Below are 18,767 nucleotides of genomic sequence, written 5' to 3'. Positions count from 1 at the left end.
CTTGTGTTTGATGATGCGATCATTAGTATGGATCATGGGGTTTATCCTTGGTTTTGCTTTTAGATTTAGGCACCTTCATCAAAACTGGTAAACCCCTCTTTTTCAAGAGGATGTGTCAGATTTGGTCTGAACTAATCCATTTAATAGGAAGGGCGCTAATGGCGACCTTCCTAATTTCTACTTAGCTTTTGCTCTTTCGCTAACGATCCAATCCTCCACTAAACTCTCCAATACATCTAGTGATACTGGACCATTGGCTAGAATTGTGTCATGAAACACACGTAGATCAAATTGGTCGCCTAATTCGGATTTTGCTTTTTCACGTAATTCTAATATTTTCAGCATACCGATCTTATAGGCGGTAGCTTGTCCAGGTAGCACGATATAGCGTTCTACTTCTTTGACTATATTCCCTTTGGGATGTGGTGTGTTTTCCTCAAGGTATTTGATTGCTTGTTCACGGGTCCACTTCTTGGCATGGATACCTGTGTCGACTACCAGACGGCCTGCACGCCATAACTCCATTGTCAGACGGCCGAAGTCGGAGTAAGGGTCTTCATAGAGCCCCATTTCTTTTGGTACCAGCTCTGAATAGAGTCCCCAGCCCTCTGTATAAGCGGTGTAGTGACCGTGCGCACGGAACTTTGGGATACCTGGAATCTCTTGGGCGATAGACGTTTGCATATGGTGTCCTGGTATACCCTCATGGTAAGCCAATGCTTCGATCTGATAAATGGGCATATCATTCATGTTATAAAGATTAGAGTAGTAAATACCCGGGCGAGAGCCATCTGGAGCTGCATTTTGATAGAAAGCTATAGTGGTGGACTTCTCGCGGAAGGGCTCTACAGCCCTTACATCCAATTCAGCCTTGGGTTTGGTAATGAATAGCTCGTCCAAGCGGCCATTCATATTCTCAATTATAGCGGAGGCTCTTTTCAGGTATTCCGCTTTTCCTTCCTTGGTCGTTGGATAATAGAATTGTTTATCCGTACGTATAAACTCAAAGAACTCCCTAAGGCCACCTTTGAAGTTCACCTCATGTGTGATTTTTCGCATTTCACTGTGAATACGTTCAATTTCACTGAGGCCGATTTGATGGATTTCATCGGCCGACAAGTTTGTAGAGGTATAAAAAGATAGGAGAGATTTATAGAAATTTTCACCATCGGCCAATTTCCAGACCCCATCGTCGGATGTAGATTTTTTCTCGAGATCTTGTAAGAAGCTGATTAGTTTTTTGTAAGCTGGTTCGACACTTTCCTTGAGAGCTATACTCGACTTTTCAATAAGTGTTTTTCTCTGCTTCTCGGTAATTTCCAGTTTTTCTACTTTGCTTTTAAAGTCGGCAAATAGAGGGCTGTCTTTTTTGCCATTAAAAGGTATGCCATTAATTAGATTCTGGGAATCACTGATTAGGTAGGGGAGTACAAACTTGGGTACAATGGTGCCGATTTTTGCACTTGCTTTCAGATTTTCTTCCACCTGGGTAAAGTACTTGGGTATTCTATTCAGGCGAGCGATATACGCTTCCGCATCACTCACGCTGTCAATGCGATGCATACTAATCAAAAGGGATGCCGCATTAGTATGGGTAGCAAATACCTGGTTGAGAGGATAGCCGTGATGGCGCCACTTGTAGTTATTGATATCTTGTTGCCAGTCGCGTTTTGCTAGGCGTAGGTTCAGACGGGTGGTGTCGTCTAAGGTGCTGGAATCAATTTTGTTCAGTTCGGCTAGTTGACGCTTTTTGATTTTCTGTGTTTCTTTGGCAAACTCGGGCGAGAGGTCATTCCATTGATCATAGTCTTCTTTTTTGCCCAGTCTGGTTTTGAGCTCCGGAGTTCGTTCAAGGTTTTCCTGAAAAAACTCTTCAAATAGCTGGTTGGTTCGTTTAATGGCCTCTAGGCTTACTTCGTTTGAATTGGTAACAGTAGCCTGACTGATGTTGCTTTCTGCAGGAGCAGCCACTTTTTGTCCATTCGTATTATTTGCCCCATTGTCACAACCAGCGATAACCAGTGAGTTTATTGCCGCTGCAATTAGAGTTATTTTTAGCTTCACGGGTATATTCCTTATATTTGAGTAGTTGCAGCTTTTTTATCATTCTTTTATGTCTTTTAGGATTGTTTTTGCAGGCGCTATGTACCAAGTAAGATTTACGCAGCTTGTCAGAAAGTGCTGGGACGACTTGAATCGGTTATAGCGAGGGATGACCTTGATGATGGGAAAAGTTTATGGGTGCTACTGTGAAAAGAGGATTTTGGAATTGAATTATTTGGCCCATATCAGCTAGGCAGCGAATGTCTGTATGCGCGAGTATGTGATGCAATCAAGATTGAGAAGGGTTCATTGGCCCCTTAACAAAAAACCCGGAGTCTCAGCTAAAGACTCCGGGTTTCTTCTTATGTCAGTATCAGAACAGACTTAACGGCCTCGTAGTATGCCTGCTAAGTCAGTTTTACCAGTTACTGCTTTTCTTTCACACTGGATACCCATTCGGCTACCAGCTCTTCTAGAACATCCAATGGCACCGCACCATTAGCTAGAATAGTGTCGTGGAAACCGCGTACATCGAACTTGTTACCCAGTTCAGCTTTGGCTTTCTCGCGCAGCTCAACAATCTTCAGCATACCGATTTTGTAAGCGGTTGCCTGGCCTGGCATGACGATATAGCGCTCAATAGCTTTAACCACATCACCTTTGGGGTTGGGGGTATTTTCTACCAGGTAATTGATCGCTTCTTCGCGGGTCCACTTCTTGGCATGGAGACCGGTATCTACAACCAGGCGGCCCGCACGCCACAGTTCCATCGCGAGGCGGCCAAAATCAGAGTAGGGATCTTCATAGAAGCCGAGTTCTTTTGGTACTAGCTCGGAGTAGAGACCCCAGCCCTCGGTGTAGGCGGTGTAGCCGCCGTATTTGCGGAATTTCGGAATATCCTGAAGTTCCTGGGCGATGGAAAGCTGCATATGATGGCCAGGTATGCCCTCGTGATAAGCCAGTGCTTCCATTTGATAGGTGGGCATATCTTCCATTTTGTATAGGTTGGCGTAGTAGATACCCGGTCGTGAGCCGTCTGGAGCTGGACGCTGGTAGAAGGCTTTGCCAGCGGATTTCTCACGGAAAGGCTCTACAGCTCTTACATCCAGGTCAGCCTTGGGCTTAGTGATAAACAGCTCGTCTAGGCGGCCTTTCATAGTATCGATAATAGCGGTGGCTTTTTCCAAGTATTCCGCTTTACCTTCTTCAGTTGTGGGGTAGTAGAACTGCTTGTCGGTGCGCATGAATTCGAAGAATTCCTGCAGGTTACCTTCGAAGCCTACTTTGCGCATAATCTCACGCATTTCATCGTGGATTCGCGCTACTTCCTTGAGGCCAGTTTGGTGAATCTCGTCGGCGCTCATGTCGGTGGTAGTGTACACTCCCAGGCGGAATTTGTAGAAGTCTTCACCGTCAGCCAGTTTCCAGGCACCGTCGTCGGTGGTGGCTTTTTTCTCAAGTTCCTGTAGGTAGCTGATTAGTTTTTCGTAAGCCGGGCCTGCACTCTCTTTCAATGCGGTGCTGGCTTTGTCGATCAGGTTTTTTTTCTGCTCATCGGTAATTTCCAGCTTTTCCACTTTGCCTTTGAAATCAGCAAATAGTGGGCTGTCTTTTTCATTGTCAAAAGGTGCACCGCTGATCAGGTTCTTTGAATCGCTGATCACGTAAGGAAATACGAATTTTGGCACAATGGTGCCGGCCTTGGCATTTTCCTTCAGGTTCTCTTCCAGTTGGGCAAAATACTGAGGCAGACCGTTCAGGCGGGCGATGTAGGCCTCAGCATCACTGACATCGTCGATACGGTGCTGGCTGATCAACAAGGAGGCCGCACTCGTGTGGGTAGCGTACATTTGGTTGACGGGATAGCCGTGGTTGCGCCACTTGTAGCCCTCAATGTCCTGCTCCAGATTGCGCTTGGCGAGACGCAGGCTCAAGCGGGTGTCATCGTCCAGGGTGCTGGAGTCGATTTTGTTCAGCTCGGCGAGTTGACGCTTATCGATTTCCAGGGTTTCTTTCTCAAATTCCGGGGAGAGGTCATTCCACTTATCGTAGTCCTCTTTTTTACCCAGGAAGGTTTTGAATTCTGGGCTGCGGGACAAATGCTCCTGGAAGAAGTCCTCGAACATCTGGTTAACCTGCTTAATGGCTTCCTGGCTAACCTTGGCAGTGCTGTCTTGGGAGGCTTTGCTTTCCGCAGTAGGAGTGGCGGCCACACTTGTTTCCGCCGTATTTGGGGCGCTGCGGTCACAGCCGCTGATAACAAGTGCGCTAATGGCGGCTGCGATCAGGGTTGGTTTCAACTTCATGAGTAGTTTCCCAGTGTTCGGATATTCGTTGCTACTTTGTGCCACTCAAGTGGCATTCTCTAGGTTTTCATTGCTGCAGAGAATGCCTGTTGCACAGAATCCGCAGCGCAGTTCAGTAGGTATTGTGCGCACTTGTGTGGCTTTTGGCCAGAGGTAGTATTCCTTTGACTAATAGGTTGTTACTGGGGTGCCGCTAAACTTGGCCAGAAGGAATGCTGGGATGCTCAAAGGGCAGTGGTCAAAAGAGTTGACCACCGCGAGGAAATTTCCGGAAAGTGATTAAGGCAGTGACCGAGACTGCCCCGGCTTTTGTGTTGCCATTACGGCGGAAGCCTAAGCCCCAATCATTGTAAAAAGGCGACTACAGCGCTATGCCCTTAAAAAGAAAACGCCAGTCAGCTAACTTAACTGACTGGCGTTAGGCGCGGGGCTCGCTTTTATGGTCGTTTCGCAATTAAGCGAAGTTCTGGTTTACGAATTCCCAGTTCACTAGCTTCCAGAAGGCTTCCATGTACTTAGGGCGCAGGTTGCGGTAATCGATATAGTAAGCGTGCTCCCATACATCGCAGGTCAGCAGGGGAGTGACACCCTCTTCAGTCAGTGGGGTAGCTGCGTTGGAGGTGTTTACGATAGCGACTGAGCCGTCAGCCTTTTTTACGAGCCAAGTCCAGCCGGAGCCGAAGTTATTCACTGCACTGGTGGTGAACTCTTCTTTGAACTTGTCAAAGCTGCCGAAAGCGGCGTTGATTGCTTCGGCAATTGCGCCAGTAGCTTCGCCACCGCCATTGGGGCTCAGGCAGTTCCAGTAGAAAGTGTGATTCCACACCTGGGCTGCATTATTGAACACTCCACCAGAAGAGGACTTGATTACTTCTTCCAGGGGTTTGTCTGCATCAGCAGTGCCTTCCAGCAGGCCGTTCAGCTTGTCTACATAAGTTTTGTGGTGTTTGCCGTAATGGTACTCCAGGGTCTCTTCGGAGATATGTGGGGCCAGGGCATTCATCGCATAGGGGAGTTCGGGCAATTCGAAAGCCATGGTGTCTTCCTTCCTTTGTTTTGGGGTTATTGGTGAGAGCATTCTACACGCGCCGTATGCCAGAATTAAGCCGACGCAATGGAATAGGGGAATTTGGGACGATTTCCCAGAACTCAAGGGGGCAGAGAGTATTGATATCAGTGTGCGACTGTCGTCTATTCTTACCAGTGACCGATTACTTTTTCGTCAATTTTTGGTATAAATGCCGCAGAATTCGACGAATCTGTCTCGGTTTTATTGTCCCATAGTATTGGAACCCCTGCTGCTGGCCGGGCAATGCCAAACCGACCAGCATTGATCCTACAAGACAAAGTTACCGGGTGTATTGATAGATGCAACGCAGAGAGCCCACACTGGACGGCAGTGCCGCCATTGAACCAACACTGGCCCCCAGGTCACGGGAGCCGCGGGAGCCGACAGCTGAACCGCAGGTAATTGTTGAGGAGCGCCGCGGCGGTTTCTCTTTCCTCGGTCTGTGTGCGCTGGTCCTAGCCATGGGCGGACTAGCCGCTTCCGGCTTTCTCTACCAGCAGTGGCAGGAAGGCCGCACCCAGTTGGTCGATGCCGAAGCCCGCATCGCCGATGCGGAAAACCGCATTGCCGAGCTGGAGAAACGCTTTAATCTCTCCGATGAGGAGTCCACTGCTTCAGTAGAAGTCCTGAGCGCCAAGGCCAAGGAGAACTCCGCAGAGATCCGCAAGCTCTGGGGGGTCGCCTACGATACTAATCGCAAGAGTATTGCCGCGAATAAGACAGCCGCTGCCGCTAACAAAAAGCAGGTCGCCGCGCTGAGTACCAAGCTGAATGGCCTGGATGCCAGCGTGAAGAAAATTGCCTCCGTGGAAACTGCCTTGGCGGAACTACGCAAAGGTAATATCGAAAGTAAGCGTGAAATGACCGACAAGCTGGCACGCCTTGAGCGCCAGTTGGCCTCTGTGCGCAGTGACCTAACCATGCGTGTCGGTGCAAATGAAGAGGCGGTGGAGTCCATTGATGCGTACCGCCGCTCGGTGAATAAAGATCTGGTGCAGCTGCGGGATGCTATTCGATCCCTGCAATCCAGCGAGCCTACCGCTTCATCCATGTAAGTGTGGCGAAACTCCAAAAAGGGCGAACCATGCGTTCGCCCTTTTTTATTGCCTCAGCAAACCAATAAAGCCCTGTGCCAAATCAATAACCGGCCAATAACCCTACATTTCGTGTAGAATCGCCGGCCTTGAGACGTTAACCGGAGTTGGGTATGACCACTATCCGCCAGGATGATCTGATCGATAGCGTGGCCGACGCGCTGCAATTTATCTCTTACTACCACCCACAGGACTTCATTCAGGCCCTGAATAAGGCTTACGAGAAAGAGGTCAACCCGGCGGCCAAGGACGCCATGGCACAGATACTGATCAACTCACGTATGTGCGCCGAGGGCCATCGCCCTATCTGCCAGGACACAGGTATTGTGACCGTGAAGCTGAAAGTGGGCATGAATGTGCGCTGGGACGCTGAAATGAGCGTCACGGATATGGTGAACGAGGGTGTGCGTCGCGCCTATAAGAATGCCAGCAACGTGCTGCGAGCCTCTATCCTGGATGACCCGGATGGCGCACGCAAAAACACTGGCGATAATACCCCGGCGGTAATTCACTACGAAATTGTGCCCGGTGATACCGTAGAAGTTTACGTGGCGGCCAAGGGCGGTGGCAGTGAAGCCAAGACCAAGTTCGCTATGCTGAACCCGTCTGATTCCGTGGTGAACTGGGTCCTGAAGATGGTGCCGCAGATGGGCGCCGGTTGGTGCCCGCCCGGTATGCTGGGTATCGGCATTGGTGGCACCGCCGAGAAAGCCATGTTGCTGGCCAAAGAATCGCTGCTCGACCCTATCGACATTCAGGAGTTGCAAGAGTGCGGCGCTTCTAATCGCGCTGAAGAGCTTCGCCTGGAGCTGTATGACTCCGTCAATAAGCTGGGAATTGGTGCCCAAGGGCTTGGCGGCCTGACTACAGTCCTGGATGTAAAGATCAAGGATTACCCCACTCATGCAGCTAACAAAGCTGTAGCGATTATTCCTAACTGCGCAGCCACTCGTCACACACATTTCACCTTGGATGGTTCCGGCCCCGCACGCCAAACTCCGCCAAAGCTGGAAGACTGGCCAGAAATTACCCGTGAGGCTGGCAGCAACACTCGCCGTGTCAACTTGGATACCGTTACTGCAGAGGATGTGCAGAGCTGGCAGCCTGGCGAAACCTTGCTTCTGAACGGCAAGATGCTTACTGGTCGCGATGCCGCTCATAAGAAAATGGTGGATATCCTCGCTAAAGGCGAGAAGCTGCCAGTGGACCTGACTGGCCGCTTTATCTATTACGTGGGCCCGGTAGATCCTGTACGTGACGAAGTGGTTGGCCCTGCCGGCCCCACCACCGCCACCCGCATGGACAAGTTCACTCGTACCATGCTTGAAGAGACCGGCCTGCAAGGGATGATCGGTAAGGCAGAGCGCGGCCCAGTGGCAATTGAAGCGATCCGTGATAACAAAGCGGTATACCTGATGGCGGTAGGCGGTGCTGCATACTTGGTGGCCCAGGCGATCAAAGCTTCAAAGGTAATTGCCTTCCCGGAGCTGGGTATGGAAGCCATCTACGAGTTTGAGGTGGAAGATATGCCGGTAACTGTAGCTGTGGATAGTCAAGGCGAGTCGGTGCATACTACCGGACCGCTGATCTGGAAGGCCAAGATTGAGGAAGGTGCCGTCTAAGAGAGGTTGCGGTGTAAAAGGCCGGGCCCCGAAAAGCGCCTGGCCTTTTTGTGAATGCCGTTTTATCGAATCCGGGTATTGTCCTTGTGGCGTTTACGGCGAACAAGGCCAATTATTATCATGGCTATTCCGGTAATAAGAAGCAAAAAGCCCAAAGGTAATAGAGCAAATGGCTCATGCAAAATTCCTTCTGAATCCACGCTGCTGCCAATAAGTCGAAAGGCGAGAAGAAACAGTCCCCCCAATAATATCAATAGCCCCCCAATTTTAAGCAACACCTGTCCCCCAAATTTGCTGTTTATTACTAATTGTTACCAAAGTATTCTACTTACCTAAATTCGGATAAAGCTCCAGAATTTTCTCCCTTAGCCAGCGATGAGCGGGATTTGCCGTCTGTGACTTATGCCAAGTCAACTGTAGTAATACCTTTGGGAATGCCATCGGCAGCTTGAGCATACGTACCGGAAGCTCTTTATAATAGCCTGAACTCATCATTCTTGCTGGTACAACACCTATTAGGTCGGTAGTGGAAACGATATAGGGAAAAGAAGAGAGGTGCGGGACTCGTAAACAAATATTGCGATGTAACTTCTTGGGCCTGGCTAGCCTTTCCATCGGAGAGCCCATAGGGGTTCCCCTTAACAGGGACACTTGTGGCAACGATTGGAAATTCTTTTCGCTGATGGTGTTAGTTACTTTTTTATTGTGTTTGCCGACAATAATCACGAGCTCTTCTTCCGCGATCGGCTGGCTAACATAGCTGGGGGAATCGACAGGTAGATAGTCAATAATCAAGTCTACCTCGCCATTGCTCACCATTCTGGCCGTCATTTCGGACTCATCGGGGAGTACAGTAAGCGTGATGCCGGGTGCATATTCTCGAAGCCATTCGCAGAAGCCGGGGATCATCAGGGTTTCCACCACATCGGGCATAACGATGGAGAACTCCTGCTCTGCTTTCCGGTAATCAAAAGGCGTTTGCTGGAAGCCAGAACGCACTGCGTTGAGTGCTTGGTGAATAGAGGGGTGTAGTATTAGTGCGCGTTCAGTGGGGCGCAACCCCTTTGCGGTCCGTATAAAAAGCTCATCTTCATAGGTAGCTCTCAACCGTTTGAGTGCGGCACTGACAGCGGGTTGGCTCATATGCAGTTTTACTGCAGCTCTGGTCAGATTTCGCTCAATCATTAGCGCATCGAACACGGGGAGCAGATTTAAATCCAGCGATCTAAGATGCGTTGACATTATCAGCCTGGAGAATAATGTATTTAATAATTATTTATTAGACGCTACATAATGTCTCTAATTATATTGAGCGTCAATAGGTTGAGAACACCTTAAACACTATAAAAATAGAGGTGAGATATGTCGAATATGCACAATACGGCGGTTTTCAGAGAGCAATATAGAGCCTATATCCAGAGCCGCTATAATGGCTGGTTTCACCTGGGAAGCGTTCTTCTGATCAGCCTAACGGTTGCTATCTACTGTATGCTGCAGATAAGCGAACTAAAGTGGGGGGAACTTTTGGTAATTCCACTGGGAATTCTTGCTTACAACGCTGTAGAGTATGTCACTCACCGCTGGGCTGGGCACAAAAAACTGAGGTTTACCAAACTATTTTACAAGCGGCATACTGGAGATCATCACAGTTTCTTTTCTGCACCATTGTTGTCTTTTGAGTCAACTCGCGATTGGCGTATAGTGCTATTTCCAATCTATTTAACGGCTATTATCGCTTTTTTTCTAGCGCCGCTTTGTGGTTTTTTCCTATCCAGGCTAGGTTCAGTCAATATGGGATACATCGTCGCAGCCACCATGATATTAAATCACTTGGCTTATGAGCTTTTGCATGTTGGCTATCACCAACCCAAGAAGCACTGGTTTCATCAGGTACCGATGTTTCGTGAGTTGGCTCATCTACACAGAATTCATCACCACCGCAGATTAATGAAAAGTCATAACTTCAACTTAACTTTTCCTTTATTTGACCTTTTGTTAGGTACTTTCTATTGGGAACCATTGGATTCCTTTGATGATTTTCGTGATTAATAGCTGCTTTTTCGTAATTTCTCTAAAATAGGTCCCTATTAACCTTGACCTTCTTCCTTTAATCTTGTCAGCATTAATTCGCGGATGATTGGCACCGGTGCATTACCAAAACTGAGGAACTCCTCGTGAAAGGTCTTTAGGTCAAAGTTTTTCCCAAGCTTCTGTTTAATCTCTTCACGCAGGGCGATGATATCGGAGTAACCAGCGAAGTAGCTGGCTAACTGTACTTGGCTCAGGGTGGCCCGTCGCCACTTACCCTCTGCTTCAGCCTGCTGTTGAAAAGCATCTCGAACCATCAATTTCATGGCATTGGCTTCACTCAGGCCTTTCACCTGTACTTCGTAATCCAGGATGGTGTTGGTGATCGTGCGCAGATTCCACTTGTAATACATTAGCCAGAGTTCCGGAGAAAAAGCACCATAGCCAGCTTCCAGCATCATACGTTCAGCGTAGACCGCCCAGCCTTCAATCAAGGCAGCATTACCCAGAATATTTTTGATTATGCTGGGAGACCGGTTGGCATAAACCAGCTGGGTATAGTGGCCGGGAATAGCCTCGTGGATATTGAGGATCTGCATGGTGTAATTGTTGTACTCCCGCAGAAGGCTCTCGGCTTGCTTATCATCAAGTTCCGCGATGGGCATAATGTTATAGTAAGTATTGGCACTCTTGTCATAGGGCCCGGGTGCATTTATGGAGGCTACGGCAAACCCACGCAAATAAGGCGGAGTAGTGCGTACCACCAGGGGTTTTTCTTTGTCCAGGGTGAGCAGATTGCGCTCAATTACAAAGGCGGCCAACTGGGGAATCTGTTTTTCTACTGCGGCTTTAAATGTGTATTTACTGGCGTGGTGCTCCGATAGCTTATCCAGTACTTTTGTGATCTTGAGTTGCTTATCGGAGGGCGTGGTCACATTGGGAAAATATTTGGGCCAGAGTTTATCGGCTAGTTCTGACATTTTATCGTGTACCAGTTTTTTTTCTTCCAATGCTCGCTCATACAGCTCTGCCGCGCTGATACCTATCTGTATATCGAAGTGGAACTTTTCTTCATATAATTTTTCACCGATACGAAAATCACGAAATTTTCCTGATTTTTCCAGTTTTGCCTGAAGTTTCTTCAAGAAAGAAACATAGCCCCGGATTGCCTCACGAGTTGCAGTGAGGCGTTGTTGGAAAACTGCTTTTTCATCTTCAAACATCTGGCTACCCGCGACCTTCTTTTCTACTTCTTCGCCGAAGATCTCCAAAGCACCTTCATTTTGCTGGATTGCCAATGCCAGTTGTGGGGCGGCAGGTCTGTGAATAGCGCGCATGGCAGCCTGGTAATAGTCAGGAACTAGTCGCATGCGGGTATTAAAGGTGCGCAGGCGCTGTTCCAGGGGGGCGTACTTGGTATTCAGGATCAGGGCAAAAGGGTGGGAGACATTGTAATTAGAGGGGTCCCACTCGAAAGATTTGAAGGTTGTGTATTCCCACTGTAAACGGTTTAAAAAATTCTCGATTAATGCCAAGTCGGTACGGGCATTGATGGTCATCTGCTTTGCATCTAGAGCGGCAAACTTATCCTTGTAGGTTTCCGCGAAATCCAAAAGGTACTTACGATAAGCCTTATCGGGTACCTGTATCTGTGTGGCCACATCGTAGTAACCTTCACGCACAGCCCAGGATGGAAACAGGTGCCAGAGCCCGTTGACGAACTGTTCACTCAGCTGCTGGAAAGCCAGCTCAGTCTCGGCACGCATTTCGTCAAGTGTATCTGTTTCTGGCGGTACAATACGCTTTTTGTCCAGGCTCTGTGGGCCACAGGCAGTCAGGGTAAAGATTGGCATCAATATTAACAGTAGATAAAGGGCTTTCATGGGGTCCTTACCGGGAGGCTACTCAGTACCCAAAGGTTGCTCAAAATTAACACATCTACCAGCTTTATACTTGCCGGACGACACCAAACATCTACAGTGGGGTCATATCTCAGGGCTTTTAGCATGCTGTTCCATTCAGACATGGGAAAACCGTATAAAATGGCTTTTTTAGGTGTGCGCTTGTTTCATTGAGGGGGCCCGGTTAGAGTGGAGTCCACGTAAAATAGCCGATAATAAACAAGGTTTTGAGGACAAATTCATGACCGAACTAGCTCAACAACAATGTGAAGCCTGCCGCGCTGACGCGCCCCTAGTTAGCGACAACGAACTCCCAGAACTGTTGCGCCAAATACCCGATTGGACCCCGATGACCCGCGACGGCATCATGCAGCTGGAGCGCGTATTCAAGTTCCGCAACTTCAAACAGGCCCTGGCATTCACTAACCGTGTGGGCGCCATAGCTGAGGAAGTGGGCCATCATCCCGCATTGCTCACCGAGTGGGGCAAAGTCACTGTGACTTGGTGGAGCCATGAGGCGAAAGGCTTACACAAGAATGACTTTATTATGGCTGCACGTACTGATCAGCAAGTGGACACAGAGTAAGCAGCGACAATTGGGCCACATCAAGTGGCCCTCACTTTCTACCAGTCCAGATGCGGCCCTGTTAGGAGAAATGGGATGATACAGAGAAGTGCCGAGCTGGCTATCTCCCGCGCCTCGTGAATCCGCATATACAGCCAAGATGGCTGAAATAAGATTGGAAGGCTATCAGGCTATGACAATCTAACTCGTGTGCCCTGGATAGAAGGAGAAGGATTTTGTCTGAGTACACTTCCACGGTAGTCTGGCAGCGTGGCGACCAGATTTTTACCGACAATCAATACAGCCGTGCCCATACCTGGCAGTTCGATGGTGGTCTGTCTGTCCCAGCCTCTTCATCCCCCCATATTGTACCAATTCCTTATTCAGAAGCAGAGAATATCGATCCGGAAGAAGCGTTTGTGGCGTCGCTCTCCAGCTGCCATATGCTATTTTTTCTTGCCATCGCAGCTAAACGCGGTTTTGTGGTCGATGAGTACCGCGATACAGTAATTGGTGTACTGGATACTAACGAAGACGGTAAACGAGCGATGACGAAAGTAACCTTACGTCCCGTGATCCGTTTTTCCGGAAGCAAACAGCCTAATCGAGAACAGTTGGAAAAGATTCACCACCTGTCTCACAAAGAGTGTTTTATCGCTAACTCGGTAAAATCGGATGTGGTAGTAGAGGTCCAAGAAGTTTAACTATCCATTTTTAAGGGTTATGCGCTAACAAGCGACCATGTAGAAAGTTGTATGTTTAAAATAATTGAGGAAGTAGCCTCTATTGAGGACTTTCTTCATCTCAGGTAGGTAACTGGGCTTTCACCCAAAAGCCAGGAGGCTACAGAAAAAGGCCTGCTCAACAGCCTCTATAGTATTCACGTAACCACTTTTGCTATGGATAGGGGCCTTGGTGATGGGCCCTTAACCTTGAAGTCGTGGAAATTGCGGTTGACCCAACTTATCAAGGTCAGGGGTTGAGACCGCTTGTGATGGAACACATCATGTCTTATCTGGATCGAGAAGCTCTGCCCTCCAATTATATTACCTTGATGGCGGATATCCCGGACTTACTAAAAAGGGTATTCTTTCCTACTGGCCCAGTAGTATACAAGAAATTAGACTTTAAGTTTAGCAGCCCAGAAACTGAGGGGATGTATTTTATCAGGTGACCGGTGGAGATATTTACTGTCTGCAGCCAGCCAAGTTAAAAATAATTAGTAGTGCAACCAGTTGATATTGTGTATTCAGGGGTAGAGTAATTAACAATGTATCTATTCCGCTTAAGTAAAATTTTTTTAATTGATCTTTTATTGGGGAATTTAATGAGAGTAGTCCTAATAGCTCTTTTGTTTGTCTCACAATTTTCATTTGGAGGTTCGGAACGATTCGTATTGTCTTCTGAGTATCTTAACGAAGATGTTAATATTCAAGTGTCCTTGCCGGATACATATAACCATTCAGAGAGATTTCGATACCCTGTTTTAATTGTGTTGGACGGATCAACTCAATTTGAACATATTGCTGGAAGTGTAAAATTCTTAAGCACCTATGCAATTATTCCCGAGCTTATTGTAGTCGGTGTTAGTGCTAATAACCGGTTGAAGTATTTTTCTCATACACAAGTTGAAAAATTTGTGGATAGATCCGGGAAAGCTGAGCTGTACACAAAATTTTTGCAGGATGAGCTTTTGATAAGGTTGTCAAGCAAATATCGAACAGCCCCCTACAATTTAATTTCAGGCCATTCTCTATCAGGCTTGTATACCAGCTATTTGGCCTTAAGTGAGAGTTCTGAATTCAATGCCTTCATCTCCATCAGTCCAAGCTTATGGTGGGATAATAGCGAGCTTGTTAGAAATTATGCTAAATATAACGAAAATAGAGGCAGGCCGCCAGTAAGATGGTTCTTAAGCATGGCAAGCGAGACTGATGAAATGAAGATATCATTTGACGCTATGTTAAACAATCTGACTACCAACAATCCCGATAATATCACTTGGTTCCACTCACGATTCCCAAATGAAACTCATGATAGTACCCCTTTGATTGGTAATGGTCAGGGTCTTCAAGCTCTCTTTGAGGGTTGGAATGCAGTGCCGGAAGTCGATGTGATGTCTCTAGAGCAGTTACAAAAATTCTATCTGGATAAAGAATCAGAATATGGCTATTTATTTCCTTTATCGGTCCATCAGTTCAATGTATACGGGTTAAAGGCAACTTACGAGGGGAAAACTGAATGGGGAGTGGAAATATTAAAGTCTGGAGTAAAAACCTTTGATTCTTCTGAGATTCTTTGGGATAGCCTGGCAACCGCGTATTCTTTGAATGGAGATTTGGATAAAGCCCTGAATGCATCCGAGAAAGCATTAGGTATTGCTAAGCGAACAAAATCAATCTTTCTTGGAGAGATTGTTTCTCAAAACGAATCCCTGAAGGCTAAGGTTTCGAGAAAGCAGGAAGAAAAGCGTTAACGGGGTTTTTATTTTTGGAAAGGCAGTAGAAGGTGCCCAAAGAATTGCGCCCAGCGCCAAATGGCTTGGCGCTATCGGTGGATATCTACGACCGGATCAATCATATCGAAGACAAAATCCTGACCCCAAATATGCAAGGCTGGATTGTGGATTTCCTCAATGTCCTCATCGACCCCGATACGCTAAACCCAACCCCAAGGGTATCCAGAGTCTGATCCCGTTCCGCGATGATGACCAGCTGGATACTGTTGATCAGTTTGGTAATCCTCTGTAGCCAACCCTCGATTCTCCCTGCTAGCCCCTCTATGGAGGGGCTTTATTAGCTTGGCTGACTGGCGACTTGGTGAATTTTTCCACTACATCCGTTTCTTGATATCTTCTAAGATCCAGCTTAGAGGTCTATCCACTCCCTGTTGATAGCTTTGCCAGTCTGGTTCAATTAGAACATCCGGTTGTACGCCTTCGGTGAATGCATCTTGAAATTTATAGTTACGTTTGGAATAAGTAATAGTCCATTCTGAGTTGGGGAGGGAGAACTGGCCCATATCCTGATAGCCAACCGGATTACCGCCCGTAGGTTCGCCCACCAGTTTGGCATTGAGCAGTTGGCGATATTGAGCCGCATTGCTCATTGCCGCAGAGTAGGTTTTGTTGCTTATCAAGGTATAAATGCCGTGATCCCAGTCGAGGCTATCGACGAGTACCAGTCTCCAAGCCATTCCCAGTCCGACAAAAAAGTCACCACCACCATTTTCCCGAAAATCTATGATCAGGTTTTTAATATTCTTCCTCTCCAGGAAATCCTCTATATCCTTAGAGAAATCTTCCATATCAGAAAAGCTTGGATATCTCCGGAAATAAATATAGGCTGTCTGCACTTCTTCATTTGCAGACATCCACAGGTTCTCAGAATCTACAATGCTCTTTGACCCAAATGGTATTTGCTTTGGGAAAATCCGGTGAGTGAGCTGTTTGCTGAATTTTTCCATTGATACAGGAGATACAGATGCGGTCTTGCTATTACCGGCATCATTGGTAAAAGTATAGTTAGCCCGCTCCGTACCATCGGTAATGCCAATGCCATCAAGAATTTGTGCAACTTTTACTTGGGTAGCCAATCTGACCTTCAGTGAATGTGCATTCTCAACCCCTTGAACTACAGGAGAGAGGCGTCTCATAACCTCCTCTATGGGGGTGTCATTTATAGCCTTGAGTTTATAGCCCAATAAGTGCCGGTGGGCCTCACTAACGGTTACCAAGCGAAGCTCTCCTGCGAAAGTCGCAAAGCGAAATGGAAAAAATCCGATGTCCTCTTCCCAAAAAGCTACCTGGGTATGGCCATCATCAATCAGACGACTGATACGCATCATCTCCACCAGAAGCTGGTTCTCAGAAAGGCTTGGCAGATCGGATTTTAATCGACTCAACTCCTCAGTGAGCTGCTTTTCCGAAATAGAGTGATAAAGGTTGATGTGTTTCTTCTGTAGTTCTTGCTGAAAGTAATCGATATCCTCGATCCAGTCATCTATATCTGACTCAGGTAGAGCAGTCGCAGTGCTAAATGTCCAAGATGCAGCTACAAATTTTAGTAAAAATCTTATTGATCTCACTTTTCTTCCTTAAAAATAACTAAGTCTGATATTTTACCCACTGAAACAGTGGTTTATCCATTTGATACGCTTTTGCTAAACATACCCACCGCTGCACGAATCTTCTCGTTTTTATCGGTATGGTTGAGCAGTCCATATCAGTGATATGGCGAACCCTTCGGCATCCATAAGAGGCCCACCGACCAGCTGGGCAATGTTTGGGATTGAGTTAAATAGCTTTGAATCACTGGTACTGGATTTACCGACATATCGGTCTCATGAGTGCTCTCTCCCAGAAAATAGCGCTACTGCACTCGAATGAGCAGCATGCACCTAGACTTCACCGGCAAGCAAGTTGGCATCTACCGTCCGATAATAGCAAAATAAATTAGCTCAATGCCATTGGGCCAAGCAAGAATATTGATTTCTTCACTCGGATTGTTATTACACTCCATAACACATTATATTATTATCTACTTACAGTGATATCATCACTCCGGCCAGTACATCATTTAGTGACAAAAAATCAACCAGATATATCCACCACCACACCTCCAATAGGGTCGCCTTGACAGGTATCATAAATACTCTAATCGCTATCTGTTTGATCAGTTTGACAAGTAATAGGAGCAAGCACATACCAAACATTTCCAAACCAAAAAGGTAATGAAATGGAAAAAAGTCCTCCTCAACAAAAAATCCATCTCTTTTCAATCCCAATTCGGAAATTAAAAAAAGGCCCATTCTGAAGAAAAGCAAACAGCCAAAAGTAAGTGGGGTACCAACAACAGCGAAATTGCGGTTGCCGTAAGAATTCAGTTGCCAAGTGATAATGCCATAGGGATCATAAAGCTCGTCTGTATCGAGGGCTCAAAGATCACCGGCATCAGACTGCAGAATGTTGTTGCCATGATAAGAATAATAGGGAGGAAACTGTGTGTGAATAGTTTCCATGTTATTGTTGAAGGCCGCACTGGTCATCAAGAAAGCAATTGTCCTTTTGGGGCAAAGTGAATTGTTTGGCCGTCCATGGGGATGGTATTGCGTGTATAGAAGTTTAAGAGTGAAAGCCGACGGTGGTCGGGAAAAGAGGGCTTATGGTAAAAAGTAAATATTTGATTATTATATTTTTACTTATTTGGAGCACCGGTCTTCAATCCAGTGAGATTACTATAGGTAAGCGCAGAACGATTGTATCTGAAGTTCTGGGTGAGAAGAGAGAGTACTGGGTATCACTTCCGGCTTCTTTTCAGGAGGACGGATATAAAAAATATCCAGTGCTGTACTTTTTTGATGCAGACTTAAATAGCTTTTTTCATGTATTTACTGGCATGGTCAGACAAATGAGCTCGGATGCGACCCCCATCATCCCTGAAATGATTGTTGTTGGTATAGTCAGCCAAGAACGCGTCAGGGACAGCTCACCTACTAAATCACTGATTGAATATGGTGGGCAACGAAATGAAGCTTTAAATGTTTCTGGAGGAGCTGAGCAGTTTCTCAAATTCTTAAACAGGGAACTCGTTGCTGAGATAAATCAGGAATACCCGACATCTGGATATCAAATCCTTGCGGGCTATTCATTTACTGGGCTTCCAGTTATTCAAAGCTTGTATTCATCCCCAGAGATGTTTAATGCTTATATAGCGATTGACCCAAGTATGTGGTGGGATGAACAGGTTATGCTGAAGAGGTATACTGAATTTCTACGAGGTAAACCACTCGATAAACGCAGGCTGTTTGTAGCTACATCTGAGAGAGTAACGGGTGTATACCCTAAAGAAAACTATGTTGCAGAGTTTATTGAGCTGCTGAACTCGAGGCCTAAAGCTGGATTATATGTCGACTCAGTGATATATGGAGGCGAGGAAAATCATCACACAATGCCCGTAATTAGCTTTTATAGAGCGCTTAGATCTTTATTTGATGGTTATATGCTTGATGATCAAGCCAGATTTCGCTCTGCCATTGATATTATTAACCCGGTGGCTCTATAGTTCTGTATAATACCCAAATGGATATTATTGATGCAAGAAAATTACCCGCTTCCGCGCAGGAAGAGAAACGCCGAACT

15 protein-coding genes are annotated in these 18,767 nt (G+C 46.8%); 8 read left to right on the top strand and 7 right to left on the bottom strand.

What is annotated here, in order from left to right:
• Positions 1-177: 177 nt before the first annotated feature.
• From ACCI49_RS20100 to ACCI49_RS20090, 3 genes are all read right to left on the bottom strand, one after another.
• Positions 178-2,064, bottom strand: a complete 1,887-nt coding sequence (locus ACCI49_RS20100) for a DUF885 domain-containing protein (protein WP_371840988.1) — start codon at positions 2,062-2,064, stop codon at positions 178-180.
• 404 nt (positions 2,065-2,468) lie between these two features.
• Complete coding sequence (locus tag ACCI49_RS20095) at positions 2,469-4,349, bottom strand: DUF885 domain-containing protein (protein ID WP_371840987.1); 1,881 nt, start codon at positions 4,347-4,349, stop codon at positions 2,469-2,471.
• 454 nt (positions 4,350-4,803) lie between these two features.
• On the bottom strand, positions 4,804-5,385 hold the full coding sequence (locus ACCI49_RS20090) for a superoxide dismutase (RefSeq protein WP_371840986.1): 582 nt from the start codon (positions 5,383-5,385) through the stop codon (positions 4,804-4,806).
• A gap of 332 nt (positions 5,386-5,717) precedes the next feature.
• Here ACCI49_RS20090 and ACCI49_RS20085 point away from each other — a divergent pair, with 332 nt between their 5' ends.
• Both ACCI49_RS20085 and ACCI49_RS20080 read left to right on the top strand, forming a co-directional pair.
• Positions 5,718-6,473, top strand: a complete 756-nt coding sequence (locus ACCI49_RS20085) for a hypothetical protein (RefSeq protein WP_371840985.1) — start codon at positions 5,718-5,720, stop codon at positions 6,471-6,473.
• A 152-nt stretch (positions 6,474-6,625) separates the two neighbouring features.
• Complete coding sequence (locus ACCI49_RS20080; RefSeq protein ID WP_371840984.1) at positions 6,626-8,134, top strand: fumarate hydratase; 1,509 nt, start codon at positions 6,626-6,628, stop codon at positions 8,132-8,134.
• Between the two features lie 62 nt (positions 8,135-8,196).
• On the opposite strand, the gene ACCI49_RS20075 is transcribed toward ACCI49_RS20080, so the two are convergent.
• Together ACCI49_RS20075 and ACCI49_RS20070 are read right to left on the bottom strand one after the other, a co-directional pair.
• Positions 8,197-8,412 carry a DUF3955 domain-containing protein gene (locus ACCI49_RS20075; RefSeq protein ID WP_371840983.1) on the bottom strand — a complete coding sequence of 72 codons (216 nt, stop codon included), beginning with the start codon at positions 8,410-8,412 and terminating at the stop codon, positions 8,197-8,199.
• A 46-nt stretch (positions 8,413-8,458) separates the two neighbouring features.
• Positions 8,459-9,376 carry a LysR substrate-binding domain-containing protein gene (locus ACCI49_RS20070; protein ID WP_371840981.1) on the bottom strand — a complete coding sequence of 306 codons (918 nt, stop codon included), beginning with the start codon at positions 9,374-9,376 and terminating at the stop codon, positions 8,459-8,461.
• Between the two features lie 120 nt (positions 9,377-9,496).
• Here ACCI49_RS20070 and ACCI49_RS20065 point away from each other — a divergent pair, with 120 nt between their 5' ends.
• Positions 9,497-10,183 (top strand): sterol desaturase family protein, encoded by a 687-nt coding sequence (locus ACCI49_RS20065; protein WP_371840980.1) that lies wholly within the window; start codon positions 9,497-9,499, stop codon positions 10,181-10,183.
• A 38-nt stretch (positions 10,184-10,221) separates the two neighbouring features.
• On the opposite strand, the gene ACCI49_RS20060 is transcribed toward ACCI49_RS20065, so the two are convergent.
• Positions 10,222-12,045, bottom strand: coding sequence for a DUF885 domain-containing protein (locus tag ACCI49_RS20060; protein ID WP_371840979.1), 1,824 nt, complete (start codon positions 12,043-12,045; stop codon positions 10,222-10,224).
• 259 nt (positions 12,046-12,304) lie between these two features.
• On the opposite strand from ACCI49_RS20060, the gene ACCI49_RS20055 reads away from it, so the two are divergent.
• The 4 genes from ACCI49_RS20055 (at position 12,305) to ACCI49_RS20040 (ending at position 15,319) form a co-directional block, all read left to right on the top strand.
• A complete protein-coding gene (locus ACCI49_RS20055; RefSeq protein ID WP_371840978.1) occupies positions 12,305-12,649 on the top strand; it encodes a 4a-hydroxytetrahydrobiopterin dehydratase in 345 nt (114 codons plus the stop codon).
• A gap of 215 nt (positions 12,650-12,864) precedes the next feature.
• Positions 12,865-13,332, top strand: coding sequence for an OsmC family protein (locus ACCI49_RS20050; RefSeq protein WP_371840977.1), 468 nt, complete (start codon positions 12,865-12,867; stop codon positions 13,330-13,332).
• 623 nt (positions 13,333-13,955) lie between these two features.
• Complete coding sequence (locus ACCI49_RS20045; protein WP_371840976.1) at positions 13,956-15,104, top strand: alpha/beta hydrolase; 1,149 nt, start codon at positions 13,956-13,958, stop codon at positions 15,102-15,104.
• A gap of 32 nt (positions 15,105-15,136) precedes the next feature.
• Positions 15,137-15,319, top strand: a complete 183-nt coding sequence (locus ACCI49_RS20040; protein ID WP_371840975.1) for a hypothetical protein — start codon at positions 15,137-15,139, stop codon at positions 15,317-15,319.
• 141 nt (positions 15,320-15,460) lie between these two features.
• Here the strand turns inward: ACCI49_RS20040 and ACCI49_RS20035 are convergent, their stop codons facing one another.
• The gene (locus ACCI49_RS20035) at positions 15,461-16,714 is read right to left on the bottom strand and encodes a S41 family peptidase (RefSeq protein ID WP_371840974.1); all 1,254 of its coding nucleotides are present in this window, start codon (positions 16,712-16,714) and stop codon (positions 15,461-15,463) included.
• Positions 16,715-17,790: 1,076 nt separating this feature from the next.
• On the opposite strand from ACCI49_RS20035, the gene ACCI49_RS20030 reads away from it, so the two are divergent.
• Positions 17,791-18,690: an alpha/beta hydrolase gene (locus ACCI49_RS20030; protein ID WP_371840972.1), complete on the top strand. Its 900-nt coding sequence runs from the start codon at positions 17,791-17,793 to the stop codon at positions 18,688-18,690.
• Positions 18,691-18,767 lie beyond the last annotated feature (77 nt).

The sequence above is a fragment of the Microbulbifer epialgicus genome, assembly GCF_041447265.1.
GTDB classification, from domain to species: Bacteria; Pseudomonadota; Gammaproteobacteria; order Pseudomonadales; family Cellvibrionaceae; genus Microbulbifer; species Microbulbifer epialgicus.
This window is presented reverse-complemented; position numbering and strand designations above follow the sequence as displayed.

What these genes read in the sequence shown, in the direction of transcription:
- ACCI49_RS20095 (WP_371840987.1), bottom strand. Translation starts at nt 4,349, where the DNA reads ATGAAGTTGAAACCAACCCTGATCGCAGCCGCCATTAGCGCACTTGTT.
- ACCI49_RS20090 (WP_371840986.1), bottom strand. Translation starts at nt 5,385, where the DNA reads ATGGCTTTCGAATTGCCCGAACTCCCCTATGCGATGAATGCCCTGGCC.
- ACCI49_RS20085 (WP_371840985.1), top strand. Translation starts at nt 5,718, where the DNA reads ATGCAACGCAGAGAGCCCACACTGGACGGCAGTGCCGCCATTGAACCA.
- ACCI49_RS20080 (WP_371840984.1), top strand. Translation starts at nt 6,626, where the DNA reads ATGACCACTATCCGCCAGGATGATCTGATCGATAGCGTGGCCGACGCG.
- ACCI49_RS20070 (WP_371840981.1), bottom strand. Translation starts at nt 9,376, where the DNA reads ATGTCAACGCATCTTAGATCGCTGGATTTAAATCTGCTCCCCGTGTTC.
- ACCI49_RS20065 (WP_371840980.1), top strand. Translation starts at nt 9,497, where the DNA reads ATGTCGAATATGCACAATACGGCGGTTTTCAGAGAGCAATATAGAGCC.
- ACCI49_RS20060 (WP_371840979.1), bottom strand. Translation starts at nt 12,045, where the DNA reads ATGAAAGCCCTTTATCTACTGTTAATATTGATGCCAATCTTTACCCTG.
- ACCI49_RS20055 (WP_371840978.1), top strand. Translation starts at nt 12,305, where the DNA reads ATGACCGAACTAGCTCAACAACAATGTGAAGCCTGCCGCGCTGACGCG.
- ACCI49_RS20045 (WP_371840976.1), top strand. Translation starts at nt 13,956, where the DNA reads ATGAGAGTAGTCCTAATAGCTCTTTTGTTTGTCTCACAATTTTCATTT.
- ACCI49_RS20030 (WP_371840972.1), top strand. Translation starts at nt 17,791, where the DNA reads ATGGTAAAAAGTAAATATTTGATTATTATATTTTTACTTATTTGGAGC.